Origin of the sequence: Porphyromonas sp. KLE 1280 (assembly GCF_000700805.1) — a bacterium.
Taxonomy (GTDB): domain Bacteria; phylum Bacteroidota; class Bacteroidia; order Bacteroidales; family Porphyromonadaceae; genus Porphyromonas; species Porphyromonas pasteri.
The window spans coordinates 170548-189499 of sequence record NZ_KL362966.1 but is presented as its reverse complement, the minus strand read 5'-3'; the positions used below and the strand labels follow the sequence as shown (position 1 = coordinate 189499).

Here is an 18952-nt window from a genome sequence, read left to right as displayed (position 1 = left end):
TTGGGTAGTAGGGGCGCGCTGTATTTGGGTCTGGTGAAGTCGCTTAGAGGGGAAGGTAGACGACCTTCTTCGTCTTGAAGAACTCTTCCGAGAAGGTGGGGTAGAGGTCCTGCACCTCGACGATGCGCTTGTAGGGGCGTATCTCCGCCTGTAGCTCACCGCCCTTGAGGCAGATGAGTCCGTTGGGCATACCATTGCGCTGCTCGTGGTGGACGAGCTTGCGGGTGAAGCCAACCAGCTCATCAAGGCGCATGACGGCACGGCTGACGACGAAGTCAAACTGCTCCTTCACGTCCTCGCCACGCCCGTGTAGCGTGCGCACGTTCTTCAGCCCGAGGGCTTCGGCGACGGCTGCTGCGACCTTGACCTTCTTCCCGATGCTGTCGACCAGCAGGAACTCGCACTCGGGGAAGAGGATCGCCAAGGGGATGCCTGGGAAGCCACCGCCCGTACCGAAGTCGAGGATGTGCGTGCCAGGCTTGAAGCGGATCATCTGGGCGATACCGAGCGAGTGGAGTACATGGTGCTCATAGAGTGCATCGATATCCTTGCGAGAGATGACGTTGATCTTCGCATTCCAGTCACGGTAGAGGGGATCGAGCTGGGTGAAGTGCTCGATCTGCTCGGGGGTGAGCTGGGGGAAGTAGCGGGTGATGATGTCGATAGCGGCCATGCGGTCTTAGGGCTGGATATAGTTGAAGATGATGCTCTGTGGGCGGAGGAGCTGACGTACCTCCTCGTAGGGGATGAAGATCTCGATGATCCCGATGGCGAAGGGGGCGATCTCGTAGGGATTGTACGTATAGGTCATGCCTTTGTCATCGAGGCGGAAGTTATCATTGCTCGTCAGGTCGGCAGCGTAGATACCATCCTTGCTCTCCATCTCCTGAGCGCTCTTGCGGCCGAACTCCTTGATGAGGGCACGCTGAAGGATCTTATTCAGCTCGGGACCATAGCCGTCGATGAAGAGGTCTCCTTCGCTGATGACGTCCTTGCTCTTGCGGTCGAAGGTATAGTTCCCCGTACCAGGCAGACCATGGGCAGCCCCAGCAGAGTAGGTGTACACGTCCTTCTGCATCGTGATGATGTGGTCGTCGTGATAGGTGATGTGGTTGGAGATGGTCATCTCACTCTTCATATCCTCCAGCTCCTTAGGGGAGAAGCCGAGGGAGTCAGCGCCGAAGAGGTATTCGCTACGCACCTCACGCAGATAGCGCTCTGTGGCTTCCTTGGGACTCCAGTTTGCATAGGCTTCGCCGAAGAATACACTGTTGACAGCCTTGAGGAGCGCGGAGTCATTCGTCGGGTAGCGGAAGAAGAGCTCTACTTCTACGGACGATCCCTTGCGTGCTACCTGATTGTCGAAGTAGGTCGTGGAGACCACGATGGAGTCCCAGCCTAAGGGGCCATTGGGATCCTGTGCGCCTGCTGCGAGGGTCGAGTCAGTGCTCAGTGCGCTACCACTACGGCCCGTACAGCTGGAGAGGGTAGAGCCCATGAGGCATACAAAGAGGAGACAGAGAGAGGTGAGTGTGTAGAGTTGTTTCATTGCCGTAGCTATAGCTTCCTTGGGGTGGAGGGCGGAGGCGCACCATCAGCGGTGAGCGTCTCGCACTTCGCATCACAAAGATACTTATTTGTTCCTCAGCCTCATTCCCTTTCTCGGAGAGAAAAGCGGGGAGCAGTAGTGGAATGCCTGCCGAAGTGCGCGAATAATAGTTGCGGACGAGTGATAGATAAATTCCGTCTACGTGCGTGGCTCTAAAATCTACGTACGTAGACCTATGGATTTACGTGCTTGGTCGTTAAGACTACGTGCGTGGATAGAGAAAAGCACTGCGGGGAGCTGCATTTTTCTCCACGGGAATGCAGCTTTCTCTTCTGCAGGATGAGACAAATCGCTGTGGTGGGATGAGGTGCTACTGTGGGAGGGATGGGGGGTACTGCGTGTGTCAGCTTGGTGTCGGCTCATGGTATGCTCTTGCTGTAGATAGGGCGGGGCGTTAAGATATTTTATATCAGGAGAAAGGGTGTGGCGTAGGGTCGTGAGGGGAGGCTTGTTGTATATATTGAAATCTTTATATATTTGTACTACCGAATTACACGCGAATCATAACATATCATCAACTGCACCCTACCAATGAATCACCCACTCGTGCGGAGGTATCGCCACCGAGATCTATCCCTCGTACTTGCCCTGATCTCCTTGGTTCTCTTCGTCATCCTCCAGTTGGTCTGCCGAGCCTCCATACCCTACCAACGCTGGCTCTTCATGCTCTCCTTCTTCACCCCCTCCTTCATAGGTCTGACCCTCGGAGCTTATCTGGCTCAGCGCCACGGCCTCGATAAGGCGATCATCGCCCTTGGCACGGCAGGGATTGCTCTCTTTGGGATGCTCCTCATCGGGATGATCGACCTGCTCTTCTCGCCCCTGGGGTAAGTTCGGCCAGGGATCTTCCCGCCTAAAGGCTGAGCTAGCTCAAGGGAAGTCAAGAGATCGGCACGAGCCATCCTCCACGAAGCTCCCTTAGCGTCCAGATTATTTGTAGCTTTGCTCTGTACTTCTCACGCACTGACTATCCTCAAGTCCTCCGTCCTATGAACGAAGCACAGCTCAAGCGATACCGCCATCGGGAGCTTATCCTGATGCTTACCCTAGTCTCCCTGGGGATCTTCGTCCTCATCCAGCTACTCAGCCAAGCCCTCCCTTCGTGCGAAGGCTTCCTCTTCTCCTTCTCTTTCTCCGTCCCCACTTTCGTCTATCTGACACTGGGGACATACTATGCCAAGCGCCGAGGCCTCGAGAGAGGGATCGTCGCCGTAGGCATGTTCGCACTGTCAGCCCTAGGGATGCTCCTTCTGGGGATGCTGTTCTTCTTCTCTCTGAGCTAAGGTCGGCTAGATACCTTTTCTTCTCTACTCTTCATCACCCCCTTCCCCCGCTCTCCTCACCCCAAGGAGGGAAGGCTGTCGTATGCCTTGACAAAGCGTACGGAGCACATTCCCACGCAGTCTGTCGTCAAGATGCGTGCGAAATGTGTAAATTTGTAGCTCGTGTGGGGCTCGCTCAGCCACAGAGCCCTCCCCCGAAAACAAGCAACAGAAATAACAATCATAGATACGTCACGAATCAAGCTATTATGGAGTTAGCTACCAAGTACAGCCCCGAGGCTGTGGAGAACAAATGGTATCAGTATTGGATGGAGCACAAGCTCTTCCATTCTACACCAGACAAGCGTCCCGCTTATACCATCGTCATCCCACCACCTAACGTCACGGGTGTGCTGCACATGGGGCACATGCTCAACAATAGTATCCAAGATATCCTCGTGCGCCGTGCCCGTCAGCGTGGCTTCAACGCCTGCTGGGTACCTGGTACCGACCACGCCTCTATCGCTACCGAAGCGAAGGTCGTCGGCCGTCTGGCTGCTCAGGGCATCCAGAAGCACGACCTCACGCGCGAAGCCTTCCTCGAGCACGCTTGGGACTGGACGCGCGAGCACGGGGGCATCATCCTCGAGCAGCTCAAGCGCCTCGGGGCTTCCTGCGACTGGGATCGTACCGCCTTCACCATGGACGAAGAGCGTAGCCAGAGCGTCATCGACGTCTTCGTCGACCTCTACCGCAAGGGGCTCATCTACCGCGGCGTGCGTGTCGTGAACTGGGACCCCAAGGCACAGACTGCCCTCAGCGACGAGGAGGTCATCTATCAGGAGCAGCAGGGTAAGCTCTATTACCTGCGCTACTTCGTCGAGGGCGAGGCAGACAAGTATGTCGTCGTCGCTACGACCCGTCCCGAGACCATCATGGGGGATACCGCCGTATGTATCAACCCCAATGACGAGCGCTATCACTTCCTCCGTGGCAAGAAGCTCATCGTGCCTATCGTCGGCCGGGCAGTCCCCGTCATCGAGGACGAGTACGTCGACATCGAGTTCGGTACGGGCTGTCTGAAGGTCACGCCTGCACACGACGTCAATGACTATATGCTCGGTGAGAAGCACCAGCTCCAGACGATCGATATCTTCCACGACGATGGCACGCTCAACGAGCATGGTGGTGCCTACGCTGGCATGGACCGCTTCGACGTGCGTAAGAAGATCGAGGCTGATCTCATCGCCGCTGGTCTGATGGAGAAGGTCGAGGACTACACGAATAAGGTAGGTCACTCCGAGCGCACCTTCGTGCCCATCGAGCCTAAGCTCTCGATGCAGTGGTTCCTCAAGATGGATGGCCTCGCTAAGCCCGCCCTCGATGCGGTGATGAATGACGAGATCCGTCTGCACCCTGCGAAGTTCAAGAATACCTACCGCCACTGGATGGAGAACATCAAGGACTGGTGTATCAGCCGTCAGCTCTGGTGGGGGCATCGCATCCCAGCCTACTACCTGCCTGATGGTAGCTTCGTCGTCGCTGCAAGTGATGAAGAGGCGCTTCGTCTGGCACAGGAGAAGAACGCTGATCTCACCGCCGCAGATCTGCGCCGTGAGAGCGACTGCCTCGACACCTGGTTCTCCTCTTGGCTCTGGCCTATCACGGTCTTTGCCCCCGCACTGAGCAAAGGCAACAAGGAGCTCGAATACTATTACCCCACCTCTGACCTCGTCACGGGGCCAGATATCCTCTTCTTCTGGGTAGCGCGTATGATCATGGCGGGCTACGAATTCCAGGGGAAGAAGCCCTTCGAGAACGTCTACCTCACCGGTATCGTCCGCGACAACCAGGGGCGTAAGATGTCGAAGACCCTTGGTAACTCGCCCGATCCCCTGCTGCTCATCGACAAGTATGGCGCTGACGGCGTGCGTATGGGGCTCATCATGAGCGCCCCCGCTGGGAACGATATCCTCTTCGACGAATCACTCTGTGAGCAGGGTCGTAACTTCTGTAATAAGATCTGGAACGCCTTCCGCCTCGTGAAGGGCTGGACGGCCGAAGCTGCTGCTACGCCTCAGCCCGAGGCCTCGCGTCTGGCCTCCTACTGGATGCGTCAGGTGCTCAGTAAGGCGGCTACCGAGCTCGACGATCTCTTCGCTAAGTATCGTATCAGCGAAGCGCTGACCCTCGTCTACAAGCTCATCCGTGACGACTTCTCCTCCTCTTACCTCGAGCTCATCAAGCCTGCCTACGGCTCGCCTATCGACGAGACGACCTGCCGTGAGGCGCTGGACTTCTTCGACGAGATCCTGCGTATCCTCCACCCCTTCATGCCCTTCATCACCGAAGAGCTGTGGCAGAACCTCGCCGAGCGCGCCGATGGTGAGAGCATCATGAACGCTCAGCAGCGCCCTGCCGAGGCTTACGATGAAGCCTTCCTCGCGCGCTTCGCTGCCGCTCAGGAGATCATCACCACCGTACGCAGCCTGCGTACCAGCAAGAACCTCTCGCCCCGCGAAGCCCTTGGCCTCGAGGCAAGCCCCAGCTACCCCACCGAGCTTGATGAAGTCCTCATCAAGATGGCAGGCCTTTCCGCTATCGACCGCAGCGGCGTGCGTAGCGAGGGTGCTGTGACCTTCGTCATCGGGACGGACGAATTCGCCGTGCCTATGGCTGCCTACATCGATGTGGAGGAAGAGCTGAAGAAGCTCCGTGCCGACCTCGAGTACCAGCAGAAGTTCCTCGCTGGCGTAGAGAAGAAGCTGAGCAATGAGAGCTTCGTGAGCAAGGCTCCCGAGGCAGTCATCAGCCTCGAGCGCAAGAAGAAGGCCGACGCTGAGAGCCGTATCGCCACGATCGAGCAGAGCATCCGCCAGCTCTCTGGCAACTAATCCTATCGCGATGCAACCACTGACCGAGCAGCCCCAATACTCCTCGCAGGACCATCCCCTGGCTATCCATATCGGGAAGGTGCTTGAGGAGAAGGCGGGTAAGCGCCTCCCCCCATTCGTCCTGCGCCTCCTCGAGCGCATCATCCATCAGCGGGAGATCAATGATGTCCTCTACCGCTATGGGCACCTTGATGGTATGGACTTCCTCGAAGCCCTGATGGGGGAGTTCGCTGTCACGACCGAATGGGTACACCCCGAGCGCCTGCCCGAGTCGGGGCGCTGCATCTTTGTTTGCAACCATCCGCTGGGTGGTATGGACGGCATCTCCCTCTGCTACATGCTGGGAAAGCGCTATGGCGACGTGCGCTACATGGTCACGGACTTCTTGTATTACCTCCGCCCGCTCCAGTCGGTCTTCCTGCCGGTGAATAACCGTCAGGGCTCGCAGGGCCGTGAATCGATTACGATGCTGCAGGAGGCGATGCGCTCCGACGTGCCTATCGGCACCTTCCCCGCGGGCTCATGCTCGCGTATCTTCGACGGCAAGCTGCAGGACCGCCCTTGGCATAAGACCTTCGTCTCGCAGGCCATCGCCAACGAGCGCGACATCGTGCCGCTGCACTACGTCGGGCAGAATAGCCGCCACTTCTACTGGATCTGGCATATCAAGGAGGCGCTGAAGATGAAGTTCGACCCAGGGCAAGCCCTCCTTCCCGATGAGCTCTTCCGTGCCCGTGGCAGTCACTTCAAGGTCATCGTCGGGGAACCTATCTCTTGGCAAAGCCTCCGTGACAGCGGCCTTACGCCCCAGCAGGAGGCCCAGCGTATCCGTGCGCTGAGCTACCAGCTCCGCGATGAGTATGATGCTACACTGACCAAGCGCTGATGTTTACCACACCGATCATCGCCCCTGTCTCTGCGGATCTCATCCGCCAAGAACTCACCCCCGACAAGCTCCTTCGCGCGACGAATAAGGGTGGGAACGAGATCTACGTCTTCCACGCGAGCACGGCTCCCGAGACGATGCGTGAGATCGGGCGCTTGCGAGAAGAGGCTTTCCGCTTCTACGGCGGCGGTACGGGGCGTGACTGTGACGTCGATGAGTTTGACCTCGCCGACGACGGCTATCGTCAGCTCATCGTGTGGGACCCCGCCGAAGGGGCTATCCTCGGTGGCTACCGCTTCATGTTCGGCGACGAGGTACAGATGGACGAAGTCACGGGGCGTCCGCGCCTGGCGACGGCAGAGCTCTTTGAGTTCAGTCCCCGCTTCCTCGCAGACTACCTCCCCGTGACGATCGAGCTGGGACGCTCCTTCGTCTCTCTGCCCTATCAGTCTACGCGTATGGGTGCTAAGAGCCTTTTTGCGCTGGACAACCTCTGGGATGGCCTTGGTGCGCTGACGGTACTCAACCCCGCGATGAAGTATTTCTACGGCAAGGTCACGATGTATGAGAACTACGATCCCCATGCGCGCAACCTCATCCTCTACTTTCTCGACAAGCACTTTCCCGATCCCGATCACTTAGTTCGCCCCACCGATCCGCTGCCCATCGTCGTCGACGAAGCCGAGATCCGCGAGCTCTTCCCCACGGATGACCGTCTGGAGAACTACCGTGCGCTGAACAAGGCGGTACGTGAGATCGGGCTGAACATCCCTCCGCTGGTCAATGCCTACATGGCACTCTCGCCCGAGATGCGTGTCTTCGGCACGGCGATCAACGAGGACTTCGGCCATGTCGAGGAGACGGGTATCCTCATCGCTATCGACGAGATCATCCCCGACAAGCGTGTGCGCCATATCGAGACCTTCGACCCCGACAAGGCACAGAGCGATCTGCTATGGACCAACATCTCAAGACGGGTGCGACTGGTGAAGAGTTAGCCTGTCGCTATCTGGAGCGCCACGGCTACTCCATCCTCGAGCGGAACTGGCGCCACCAGCACCGTGAGATCGACATCATCGCCCAGTGGGGTGAGACGCTCGTCATCGCCGAGGTCAAGACGCGTGGAGTCGGGAGCTTCGCCCAAGCTCGCACGACCGTCACCCGAGAGAAGCAAGCCTTCCTCATCTCCGCAGCCAATGCCTACATCCGTCAGCGTGCCCTCGATCTGGAGGTGCGCTACGATATCCTCGCCCTCGATATAGCGGCTGATGGGAGCTACACGATAGAGCATATCCCCTCGGCCTTCTACCCGCAGCTCGCGGGCCATCGCACAGGGCGCAAGTCGGGGCGCCCTCATCGGTAGTCCTTCGCCCCCAAGATATTCGCTCTCTCTATGCCTCAGCTCCATACTCCCGTCACGCTACCGCCCTCGCCTCCCCGCTTGGGCTACGGGCAGCAAGCCCTCAGCTTCGGCTCGTGCTTCAGTGAGCATATCGGTGCTTACCTCCGTGATGGAGGCCTGCAGCTCCAAGTCAATCCCTTAGGCATCCAGTACAATCCCCTCTCGATAGCAGCCGGCATCGAGCGCCTCTTCTTTGGTGAGCCCTTCACCGAAGCGGACCTCTTCGAGCATGGTGGGCTCTACCACTCCTTCCTTCATCATGGGCGCTTCTCCGCTCCGACGGCTGAGGAAGCCCTTCGCCTGATGAATGCTTCGTATGAAGCGGTGCAGACGGCGCTCCCTCAGCTGCGCTCCCTGCTCCTCACCTACGGCACGGCCTATGTCTACCGCCTGGCGGGTGACGAATATGGCGGAGTAGCGGGTAGGGTAGTGAGCAACTGCCACAAGCTCCCCGAGCGGACGTTCGTCCGTGAGCGTGTGAGCTTAGAGACGCTTCTTCAGACTTGGCGCCCACTCATCGAGCGTCTTCGTGAGCGCTTCCCCGAGCTGACGATCATTCAGACGGTGAGCCCCGTGCGCCATCTGCGCGACAGCGCCCACGGCAATGCCCTCAGCAAGGCGACGCTCCTGCTTCTCTCCGAGGCACTCACGGAGCAGTTCCCTGCGACTTGCTTTTATTTCCCCTCTTACGAATTGGTACTCGACGAGCTCCGTGACTACCGCTTCTACGCCGAGGATATGGTGCATCCCTCCCCCTTGGCACAGCGTATCGTCGCCGAGCGCTTCACCACGTGGGCACTCGACGAAGCGGTGCAGAAGGCTTTGCCCTTAGCGCACCGCCTGCATCAAGAGCTTCGTCACCGCCCCTTACATGCAGAGGGTGCCGAGCATACAGTGCGTCTGGCCGCTCTCCGTGAGCGCGTCGCCGCCTTCCGCTCGCAGTACCCCTCCGCTCAGCTTCACGACTTACCCTCATGGATAGATTAGTTTCCCCATCCTTCTCTCCCGCCACCCTCGCTACGGCCTTTGCGGTCACGCCGCATCTGTCGCACGATAGGGCTGTGAGCCATATACTCACCGATAGCCGCTCGCTCCTCACGCCCGAGGAGACGCTTTTCTTCGCCATCCGCACGGAGTCGGGTGACGGGCACCGCTATATCGAGTCGCTCTATGAGCGTGGGGTAAGGAGCTTCGTCGTCGAGCAGCTCTCGAGCGATACGGAGGCGAAGTATAGCGGGTGCAACTGGTATGTCGTCACCTCCTCTATCACGGCACTGCAGGCGCTGGCACGCACGCACCGCGAGCGCTTCCCCCTGCTCCATACCATCGGTATCACGGGGAGCAACGGGAAGACCGTCGTCAAGGAACTGCTCTATCAGCTCCTCTCGCCCTGCTTCCATACGATGCGCTCCCCCCGTAGCTACAATTCGCAGATCGGCGTACCGCTCTCCGTGCTGAGTATCACCGCTACGGACGAAGTCGCCCTCATCGAAGCGGGGATCTCCCGCCCCGGTGAGATGGCTGCGCTGGAAGAAGTCATCGCGCCTCAGCTCGGTGTCTTCACCTCGCTCGGTAGCGCACATCAGGAGGGCTTCGCCTCGCTGGAGGAAAAGCTCGATGAGAAGCTCCGCCTCTTCGAGCGCTCCACCTCGCTCTTCTACAGCCTCGACACGCCCTTGGTCGCTGAGGCAATGCGTGAGCGCTTCCCCACGAAGTCCCACTACACCTGGAGTCATAAGGATCCTGCCGCCACGGTCTACGTCCGCACGACCGAGACAACGAGCACCACGACAGCGCTCGTCTGCGAGGTGGCTGGCGAAGAATATCCTCTGACCGTCCCCTTCACCGATGCCGCTTATCTTGAGGATGTCGCCTGCTGTCTGACCCTCGTGGCGGCCCTCGCGCCTCAGCTTCTCACAGTGCCCGAAGCGTGGCGTGCCCTCACCAGCATCTCGATGCGTCTGGAGGTCAAGGACGGCCTGCAGGGCAATACCCTTATCGATGACGCCTACAGCTGCGACCTGCAGTCACTCTCCATCGCGCTGGACTTCCTGCGTCGTCGGGCTTCGGCTACGGGCGCTCGCCCCGTGCTCCTGCTCTCCGATATCGAGGGGAGCGGACGTAGTGATGCCGACCTCTATGCCGAGGTTGCAGGCCTCATCAAGAGCTATGGCGTGGACGAAGTATTCGCTGTCGGTGAGCATCTCACGGCCTCGGCTGCACTCTTTGACGCAGGGCATACGCACTTCTTCGCGACGACGAGCGAGCTTTTAGCTTCGCCCCTCCTGTCGCGTCTGCACGACTCCTGCATCCTCATCAAGGGCGCACGCCGCTTCGCTCTCGACCAAGTCTACCGCCGTCTCTCCTCCCGCGAGCACCAGACGGTGCTGGATATCGACCTCAGCGCTGTCGTGCACAACCTCAATCACTACCGCTCGCTCCTGCCACCCGAGCATCCGCTTATCTGTATGATCAAGGCCGATGGCTACGGGACGGGCGCCTTCGAGCTGGCACGCACACTCCAGGAGCACCGCGTCGACTACCTCGCTGTAGCTGTGGCGGACGAAGGGCGTGAGCTGCGTGACAAGGGCATCCGCACGCACATTATGATTATGAACCCCGAGCTGTCGGTGGCAGATACCCTCTTCTCGCACCGCCTTGAGCCCGAGGTCTATAGTATGGAGCTCCTCGAGGGGCTGTGCGAACGCGCGCGTAGCGCAGGTATCACCGCCTTCCCTATCCATCTCAAGGTCGATAGCGGTATGCACCGCTTGGGCTTTGCGCCTGCTGACCTCCCTGCCGTAGGGGCTTATCTCCGTGAGCATCCCGAGCTTCGTGTCAGCTCAGTCTTCTCTCACCTGGCCGCAGCCGATGAGCCCGACAAGCGTGACTTCACCGAGCGTCAGGCTAAGACCTTCATCGCCGCTACCGAAGCCTTGACGGCTGCCCTCGGCTACCAGCCGAAGCGTCATCTGCTGAATACGGCAGGTATCGAGCGCTTCCCCGAATACGCTCTTGATATGGCACGCCTCGGCATCGGCCTCTATGGGGTGAGTGCTACGGGGCGCCCCGGGGTAGAGCCTATCGCACGTCTGACGACCGTCCTCCTGCAGATCCGTGAGCTCCCTGCAGGCGAAGCTATCGGCTACGGCTGTCGTGGCATCACCTCCCGCCCCTCACGCATCGCGGTCATCCCTATCGGTTATGCCGACGGCTTCTCACGCCGTCTGAGCCGTGGTGCCTATTCGGTGCTCCTGCACGGCCGCCTGTGCCCGACCATCGGCAATGTCTGTATGGATGCCTGTATGATCGATATCACCGATGTGCCCGAGGCGCGGGTGGGGGACGAAGTCCTCATCTTCGGGGGTGAAGAGCGCCCCATCACGGTGCTTGCCGAAGCCTGCGACACGATCCCCTACGAGATCCTCACGACCCTCTCGACGCGTATCCAGCGTCGCTACTGGCGCGAGTAAGCCTACGCTCCATATACAAGTACCCGCCCCACGGCTCGTCACTTAAGTGACCTGCCGTGGGGCTTACTTTTTCTCCTTCATCGGGGGAGAGGGGTGACGATGTGTGGGGGAGGGTCGTGTGAACCTATATGAGTACGTGGGTAGAGCTATATAGCTTTGTGAAGTGACCTATACTTAGGTTGTTGCTCCGCGTAGGGAGAAAAGTTGCGGACGAGTGGTCGATAAGTTTGGACTACGTACGTGGCTCTAAAATCTACGTACGTGGATATTTGGATTGACGTGCCTGGTCTTTAAGACTACGTGCGTAGACAGAGAAAAACTACTACGTGAAGACGCTTTTTTCTTCACGAGAAGGAAACTTTTCCTTCCGCTGAATAAGAGGAATACTTGCGATAAGGCGAAGGGCTTGCGTGTCACTTTGGAGAGGTCTGTCGGGAACTTTTTGGCGAGTTTGCGGGTGGTATCTTGTGTAATTCAAATGTTTGCACTACCTTTGCACCCGTTCTGAAAAAGCTCCCACGCACCAAGGTGGTGAGTCGAACAAGGGAAAATGACTCTGTAGCTCAGTTGGTAGAGCAAGTGACTCTTAATCACTGGGTCGTGAGTTCGAGCCTCACCGGGGTCACCAAGAGAGCGGGTACTACATCTCAGTAGTACCCGCTCTCGCTGTATAAGCGTAGGTACTGTGGAATGTCTGCAGCGAAATAAGGTCGTTAAAGATTGGACTGATGAGCGAAGTGAGAATTACATCAGACTCCCCTGGATTCTTGATGGTTAGTGATATTGCTGAAGAACAGGAGGCTTTCACCTCGGTGTTGAATGCCAAGTATCCTCAGCTGGATTTTGATTTTGGCTTCTGCTTTAGAGTATTGGATACCTTGAGTGGCATCCGCTCCAGAGTGCGCTTTGATAAGGAAGATCGTATTCTGGAGCTTGACTTGATGATGCCAGAGGAGGACTTTCTTCCCTACAAGCAGAATAAGACGATGCAGCGGTTGATCATGGGGCGATACTTCTTCCCCTTCTTCTGTGATAAGGTCAGGGGATATAAGCGTAAGTTATCCGCCTTGTCTCCCGTCTTAGAGGAGGTGATTGCAGATATGGAGGCGTTCTTGATCGAGCATCTATGGCTGCCTGATGAGGATGGTCATCTGAGGCTGTCTGTCATCGAGGACTACACGTATGAGCAGACGATCCAGCAGTTTGGTCCACCCAGTCTCAAGACGTTCACAGAGGCTGACGGTGTCAAGGTGCAGGACTTACGCTGGGCTATCGATGCAGAGACCACATTGTCCGCTCAGTACAAACTCATCGATCGGACTTGGAGCCTTGAGCGATGGGAGCGCTTGTAAATCTTTGATGCCAATGCTCCCATGGGGCGAATCCCGAATGGAGTGCTACATCTCAGTAGTACCCGCTCTCGCTGTATAGGGCCGTGCCGCAGCACGGCAGGTATCAGCCTATATAGCTATCTTTGTAGGCATTGTAGTGTGTCCTGACCCTTCGTGGCGGGTCGCACATCTAATAGAGATATACATGAATTGGAAGCAATTTAACCGAGCAAATAACCTCCTGGGCTGGGCGGTCTTCGCAGTCGCTACGCTCACTTATCTGCTCACGATCGGTCCCTCAGCGAGCCTGTGGGACTGTGCGGAGTTCATCGCTTGTGACTACAAGCTCGAGATCGGGCACCCTCCTGGCGCGCCCTTCTACATGCTGGTCTATAATGTGATCTCGCATCTGGGCGGTAGCCCTGAGCGTGCGGCACTGATGACCAATGCCACGAGTGCCGTACTGAGTGGCCTCACGATCCTCTTCCTCTTCTGGACGATCACCCACATGGTGCGCCGTGTGCTGACGCCTCGCGCGCATCTCGGCAAGCAGGGCTTTGAGCCCACTGGTGAGGTGATGACGATGGGGCAGGCTATCGCTATCCTCGGCTCAGGTCTGGTGGGTAGCTTGGTGTACACGTTCTCCGACTCCTTCTGGTTCAGCGCTGTCGAGGCGGAGGTGTATGCCTTCAGCTCGCTCTTCACCGCGGTGGTCTTCTGGCTGATCTTTAAGTGGGAGGAGCGCAGCGAGTACGAGCGCTCGGACCGCTGGCTGGTGCTGATCGCCTATCTGATGGGTCTCAGTATCGGGGTGCACCTGCTGAACCTACTCTGTCTGCCCGCTATGGCGCTGGTCTACTACTACCGCCGTGCCACGACACCCACGCTCAAGGGTAGCGCTCTGGCGCTCCTCGGCTCCTTCGCCCTCGTCGGGCTGATGATGTACGGGGTCGTGCAGGGTGTGCCTAAGCTCGCAGGGAAGTGGGATATGTTCTTCGTCAATACCTGTGGCCTCAGCTACAACCAAGGGCTGTATATCTACCTCGCGGTACTCGTCGCCGTCCTCATCTGGGGCGTGTACGAAGCCGACCGTGCGGTGCAGGATCCCAAGCTCCTCGGCTCACATCGCTTCCGTATCTCTATAGCTCTGTCGCTGATCTTGATGGGGATCCCCCTCATCGGAAATGGTATCGTCGCCCTCGCACTGGCGGCTGGTATCATTGCCTTCTTCTACCTATATAAGGGCCTTCGCGCACGTGCCGTCCAGACGGTACAGATGTCGCTCGTGGCTATCGCTATGGGCTTCTCTTCCTACGGGGTGATCCTCGTGCGTGCGGTGGCTGACCCTCCGATGAATGAGAATGCGCCTGCTGATGCCTTCTCGCTCCGCTACTATCTGGCGCGTGAGCAGTATGGCTCGGCACCGCTCTTCTACGGCCCTACCTTCGCTTCGCCCTATAAGTACGGTCCCGACGGCCGTCCTGAGTTCGACGAAGGTGAGCCTACCTACGGCCGTGTCGATAAGGCTCAGCCTTCTGACCCCGACTGCTATGTAGCACGTGCTCCCAAGGATGAGCCCGTCTATGAGAGCTCGAGCATGATGCTCTTCCCTCGTGTCTATGACCGTGGTCATGCGCAGATGTACAATACGTGGATGGGGCGTGCTGCCGATGATATGTCGCAGCCTACCTTCGGGGACAACCTCACCTACTTCTTCAACTACCAGCTGACCTACATGTACTGGCGCTACTTCATGTGGAACTTCGCTGGGCGCCAGAATGACCTTCAGGGTGACGGCGGCCTCCTGCGTGGTGGTGCTGCTACGGGTATTCCCTTCGTCGATAGCTTCTTCTATGGGGATAGCGATACGCACCCCGAGGATATGACGGCCAATAAGGGGCACAATGTCTACTACGCCCTCCCGCTGATCCTCGGGCTCATCGGCCTCTTCTTCCAGATCGGTCGTGGGCGTCGTGGTGTGGAGAGCTTCTGGGTGACGTTCATGCTCTTCTTCATGACGGGTATTGCCATCGTGCTTTACCTCAACCAGTATCCTGGTCAGCCTCGTGAGCGTGACTATGCTTATGTGGGATCGTTCTACGCCTTTGCTATCTGGGTGGGCTTCGGTGTGGCTGCTATCGCTACGACCGCCAGCCGCTACCTCTCCAAGCAACCTGCGAAGAAGACCAGTGATGAGGAAGCACCTGTCACCATCTCTACGGCTGCTGCAGGTATCGCTTCGCTGGCGCTCCTGCTCATCCCCATACAGATGGCAGGGCAGAACTGGGACGACCACGACCGCTCGGGTCGCACCGTCGCCAGCGACATGGGCCGCAACTACCTCGAGAGCTGTGAGCCGAATGCCATCCTCTTCTGCTACGGTGACAACGATACCTTCCCCCTCTGGTACGCACAGGAAGTCGAGGGCATCCGCACGGACGTCCGCACCGTCAACCTCTCCTATCTCTCGGGTGACTGGTACATCGACCAGATGAAGAAGCAGGCCTACGAAGGCAAGCCTCTGCCCATCGGTCTCCTGCCCAAGTCCTATTATTACTACAACAACTACGCTCTTGTGAATCCCAATGGCGGTGAGCGCCTGAGCGTCGAGGAGGCTTATAAGGCGCTGCAGGGTCATGGTCCTGGCTCACCTGCTATGCTGCCCTCGCCCGACCTCTACGTCGCCGTCGACTCGGCTGCTGTCGCTCAGCGCATCGCGAAGAGCTTCCCCGCACTCACGGGGCATATCACTCCCGACTTCTCACTGAGCCTGCACGGCCGTCAGTTCCTCGATATCGGTGGCCTTAGCGTCCTTGACCTCATCGCGGGCAATAAGTGGGAGCGTCCTATCTACTGGGCGATCACCTCGCCTCGCAATGCCTTCAATGGGATGACCGCCAGCATGGTGCAGACGGGTATGGCTTCGCAGCTCCTCCCGCTCGCTCCACGTGTCGACAGCACGGGCCGTGCTATCGACTACGGCATCGGCAATCTGGATCGTATGTACGAGACGGTGATGACGAAGTTCCGCTGGTGCGGTGCTGATCGCCCGGGTACGTACTTCGATGAGAACGCCCGTGGCATCGTATCGACCCTGCGCAATCAGATCTTCACGCCTCTGGCTAATGGTTATCTCGAGCGTGGCGATAAGCAGAAGGCACAGGCCGTACTGAAGAAGTGTCTCTCCGTCATCCTCGAGGAGAACGTCCCCTATGAGACGAGCGCACTCTACTTCGCTGATGCCCTCTATCGTGCCGATATGCGTGCTGAGGCTGACCACGTGCTGCAGGCTATCGCCCGCCGTGCGCTGAGTACGCTGACCTGGGCGGTACAGCTCCCCAAAGAGCAGCTCGAGGAGGTCTCGCGCCACGGTGAGCTGCAGGAGGCTTATACGGCTATCTCTTACGCTCTCGACTTCGCTAAGGACTACAACTCGCAGGCGCTCTCCCGCTATGAGCAGGAGATCGCAGCATTGCTCCGCCGTCTGGGCGTAGCTCAGTAGTCCGCTCTTCCGCCGATGATCGAGCGCATCCTCTGTCGGGTACCTATGTGGTACCGCATGCTCGTGCCTGGAGCGCGCTGGCGTATCCCCGCGCTCAAGGGCAAGAGTATCTACCTTACCTTCGATGACGGTCCGATACCCGAGGTCACGCCTTGGGTATTGGATCAGCTCGATGAGTTAGGGATCAAGGCCACGTTCTTCTGCGTGGCGGATAATGTGCGACGCTACCCCGAGCTCTTCGAGGAGATACGTCGCCGTGGTCACACGGTAGGCAATCACACCTACCATCATATCCAGGGTATCTTCCACTCGACGAAGGAGTACATGCGCGACGTGTATGATGCGCATGAGCTCATCCACTCACGCTACTTCCGTCCGCCACACGGGCACCTGCGCTTCTCGCAGAATAGGGAGCTTAGTCATAGCTTCGAGATCGTGATGTGGGACGTGGTGACGCGCGACTACAATGCCGAGCTCAGCCCGGAGACCATCGTCGGCTACGTGAAGCGCTATGCGCGCAACGGCTCGATCATCGTCTTCCACGACTCGCTCAAGGCGGAGAAGAATATGCGCGTAGCGATGCCCGAAGCCGTGCGCTGGCTCCAAAGTGAGGGCTATCACTTCCTGCGTATCGGCGATGCCCCTTGATATATGGCATGGGATGAAGATCGTAGAAGGTCTTGGTATGGGTATAAAAAAAGCGGAGCTGACTTCCCAGCCAGCTCCAACCTATTAACCAAAACCTTAACTATGAAAAATCTTACATTTTCATTGCAAATATACAGATAAATATATTATCTCCAACTGCGGGAGAAGTCCCTTCTTAAGAAGGTCTACGCACCTCCCACCATCACTTAAGCAATTCATATAGTTCATGACCAAGATCGAGCCCGCCCAGAGCGCTCAGCCTTCGACCGCCACCGCCCGCCGCGTCTATATAGAGACCTATGGCTGCCAGATGAATGTCGCCGACAGCGAAGTCGTCGCATCCATCATGCAGATGGACGGCTTTCACCTGACCGAAGACCCTGAGTTGGCCGATGCTATCTTCCTCAATACCTGCTCCGTGCGCGACAATGCCGAGCAGAAAGTCCTCAACCGCATCGCGTACTATCACTCCATCCGCCGCAAGAAGCGCCGCCGTATCATCATCGGCGTCCTCGGCTGTATGGCAGAGCGTGCCAAGGGGGAGCTGATCGAGAAGCACCACGTCGACCTCGTCGTCGGCCCCGATAGCTACCTCGACCTGCCGAATCTCGTCGGCGCTGTCGAGCGCGGGGAGAAGGCGATCAACGTACAGCTCTCCACCACCGAGACCTACAAGGATGTCCTCCCGCTGAAGATCGGCGGGCTCAATCTCTCGGGCTTCGTCTCCATCATGCGTGGGTGCAATAACTTCTGCTCCTACTGCATCGTGCCCTACACTCGTGGTCGCGAGCGTAGCCGTGAGTTGGAGAGCATCATCCGTGAGGTGAAGGACCTCGAGGCCAAGGGCTATCGTGAGATCACGCTGCTCGGGCAGAATGTGAATTCTTACCGCTTTGTGGACGGGGATCGCACGTATGACTTCGGTGACCTCCTCGAGCAGGTGGCCCTCGCTGTGCCTAAGATCCGTATCCGCTTCACCTCGCCTCACCCCAAGGATATGGACGACAAGGCCATCGCTGTGATGGCGAAGTACCCGAATATCTGCAAGCATATCCACCTGCCAGCACAGTCGGGCAACGACCGCATCCTCAAGCTCATGAAGCGCAACTACACCCGTGAGTGGTACCTCGAGCGTGTCGCGGCTATCCGCCGTGCTATGCCCGACTGTGCCATCACGTCGGATATCTTCTGCGGCTTCCACGACGAGAGCGAGGAGGACTTCCAGGATACGCTGAGCCTCATGCGTGAGGTGGTCTACGACAATGCCTTCCTCTTCAAGTACTCCGAGCGCCCAGGGACGTATGCTGCCAAGTACCTCATCGACAACATCCCTGAGGACGAGAAGATCCGCCGCCTCAACGAGATGATCGAGCTGCAGACCCAGCTCTCGCTCGAGAGCAACCTGCGTGACGTGGGGAAGACCTTCGAGGTCCTCATCGAGGGCTTCAGCAAGCGCTCTCGCGAACAGCTCTTTGGCCGTAGCCAGCAGAATAAGGTCGTCGTCTTCGACAAGCAAGGCTACCGCGTCGGTCAGTACGTGGACGTACGCATCGAGTCCGCCACGGCAGCGACCCTCATCGGGAAGCCTGTGCGCCCTGCCGAAGGCTATACGCCCGAAGCCGAGTAAGCGCCTCCAGCTTCTCCCCGAAGCAAAGAATCAAGCATCGCCCCCACAGATTCCGCCGAATCTGTGGGGGCGATGTCGCTTTACTCCCGTAGTGCAAGCGGCTTCGCTTGACTATTCGGACTACTCCCAGCGAGCGCAGGAAAACTTCCCGCGCACCTCGTGGAAAACTGCATACCACTACAGAGAAACCTTTGTCTACGTACGTGGTCGTTAAATCTACGTACGTGGATTATAGGATTTACGTGCATAGACTTTATGACCACGTGCGTGGATGGAGGATTAGGCGTAGTGCTGGACGCCTTTTCTTCGGCTCTATGG

At 58.1% G+C, this 18952-nt stretch carries 14 protein-coding genes and 1 tRNA gene; 13 read left to right on the top strand and 2 right to left on the bottom strand.

Annotated elements, in window-relative coordinates; genetic code table 11:
* Window positions 1-43: 43 nt before the first annotated feature.
* Together rsmG and HMPREF1121_RS08110 are read right to left on the bottom strand one after the other, a co-directional pair.
* Window positions 44-673 (bottom strand): 16S rRNA (guanine(527)-N(7))-methyltransferase RsmG, encoded by a 630-nt coding sequence (rsmG, locus tag HMPREF1121_RS08115; RefSeq protein WP_044115748.1) that lies wholly within the window; start codon window positions 671-673, stop codon window positions 44-46.
* 6 nt (window positions 674-679) lie between these two features.
* Entirely contained in the window at window positions 680-1549 is an 870-nt protein-coding gene (locus HMPREF1121_RS08110; protein WP_044115747.1) for an RsiV family protein, read from the bottom strand.
* Window positions 1550-2140: 591 nt separating this feature from the next.
* Between HMPREF1121_RS08110 and HMPREF1121_RS08105 the strand changes: the two genes are divergently transcribed.
* From HMPREF1121_RS08105 to miaB, 13 genes are all read left to right on the top strand, one after another.
* The gene (locus HMPREF1121_RS08105; protein WP_044115746.1) at window positions 2141-2440 is read left to right on the top strand and encodes a hypothetical protein; all 300 of its coding nucleotides are present in this window, start codon (window positions 2141-2143) and stop codon (window positions 2438-2440) included.
* A gap of 158 nt (window positions 2441-2598) precedes the next feature.
* A complete protein-coding gene (locus HMPREF1121_RS08100; RefSeq protein WP_044115745.1) occupies window positions 2599-2892 on the top strand; it encodes a hypothetical protein in 294 nt (97 codons plus the stop codon).
* Between the two features lie 248 nt (window positions 2893-3140).
* Window positions 3141-5765 (top strand): valine--tRNA ligase, encoded by a 2625-nt coding sequence (locus tag HMPREF1121_RS08095; protein WP_044115744.1) that lies wholly within the window; start codon window positions 3141-3143, stop codon window positions 5763-5765.
* Between the two features lie 10 nt (window positions 5766-5775).
* Window positions 5776-6651, top strand: a complete 876-nt coding sequence (locus HMPREF1121_RS08090) for a 1-acyl-sn-glycerol-3-phosphate acyltransferase (RefSeq protein ID WP_044115743.1) — start codon at window positions 5776-5778, stop codon at window positions 6649-6651.
* Window positions 6651-7649, top strand: a complete 999-nt coding sequence (locus HMPREF1121_RS08085) for a GNAT family N-acetyltransferase (protein ID WP_044115742.1) — start codon at window positions 6651-6653, stop codon at window positions 7647-7649. Before HMPREF1121_RS08090 ends, HMPREF1121_RS08085 begins: the two co-directional genes overlap by 1 nt.
* Window positions 7607-8014: a YraN family protein gene (locus HMPREF1121_RS08080; RefSeq protein ID WP_044115741.1), complete on the top strand. Its 408-nt coding sequence runs from the start codon at window positions 7607-7609 to the stop codon at window positions 8012-8014. The genes HMPREF1121_RS08085 and HMPREF1121_RS08080 overlap by 43 nt, the downstream gene beginning before the upstream one ends.
* 30 nt (window positions 8015-8044) lie before the next feature.
* The gene (locus tag HMPREF1121_RS08075; RefSeq protein ID WP_044115740.1) at window positions 8045-9040 is read left to right on the top strand and encodes a GSCFA domain-containing protein; all 996 of its coding nucleotides are present in this window, start codon (window positions 8045-8047) and stop codon (window positions 9038-9040) included.
* A complete protein-coding gene (locus tag HMPREF1121_RS08070; protein WP_052353656.1) occupies window positions 9028-11526 on the top strand; it encodes a bifunctional UDP-N-acetylmuramoyl-tripeptide:D-alanyl-D-alanine ligase/alanine racemase in 2499 nt (832 codons plus the stop codon). The genes HMPREF1121_RS08075 and HMPREF1121_RS08070 overlap by 13 nt, the downstream gene beginning before the upstream one ends.
* A gap of 552 nt (window positions 11527-12078) precedes the next feature.
* A tRNA-Lys gene (locus HMPREF1121_RS08065) sits at window positions 12079-12154 on the top strand.
* A 241-nt stretch (window positions 12155-12395) separates the two neighbouring features.
* Window positions 12396-12878, top strand: coding sequence for a hypothetical protein (locus HMPREF1121_RS08060; RefSeq protein ID WP_156946068.1), 483 nt, complete (start codon window positions 12396-12398; stop codon window positions 12876-12878).
* A 184-nt stretch (window positions 12879-13062) separates the two neighbouring features.
* Window positions 13063-16359: a glycosyltransferase family 117 protein gene (locus HMPREF1121_RS08055; protein WP_044115738.1), complete on the top strand. Its 3297-nt coding sequence runs from the start codon at window positions 13063-13065 to the stop codon at window positions 16357-16359.
* 15 nt (window positions 16360-16374) lie between these two features.
* Window positions 16375-17007 (top strand): polysaccharide deacetylase family protein, encoded by a 633-nt coding sequence (locus HMPREF1121_RS08050; protein ID WP_044115737.1) that lies wholly within the window; start codon window positions 16375-16377, stop codon window positions 17005-17007.
* A gap of 226 nt (window positions 17008-17233) precedes the next feature.
* Window positions 17234-18634: a tRNA (N6-isopentenyl adenosine(37)-C2)-methylthiotransferase MiaB gene (gene miaB, locus HMPREF1121_RS08045; protein ID WP_044115736.1), complete on the top strand. Its 1401-nt coding sequence runs from the start codon at window positions 17234-17236 to the stop codon at window positions 18632-18634.
* The last annotated feature ends 318 nt before the right edge of the window (window positions 18635-18952 follow it).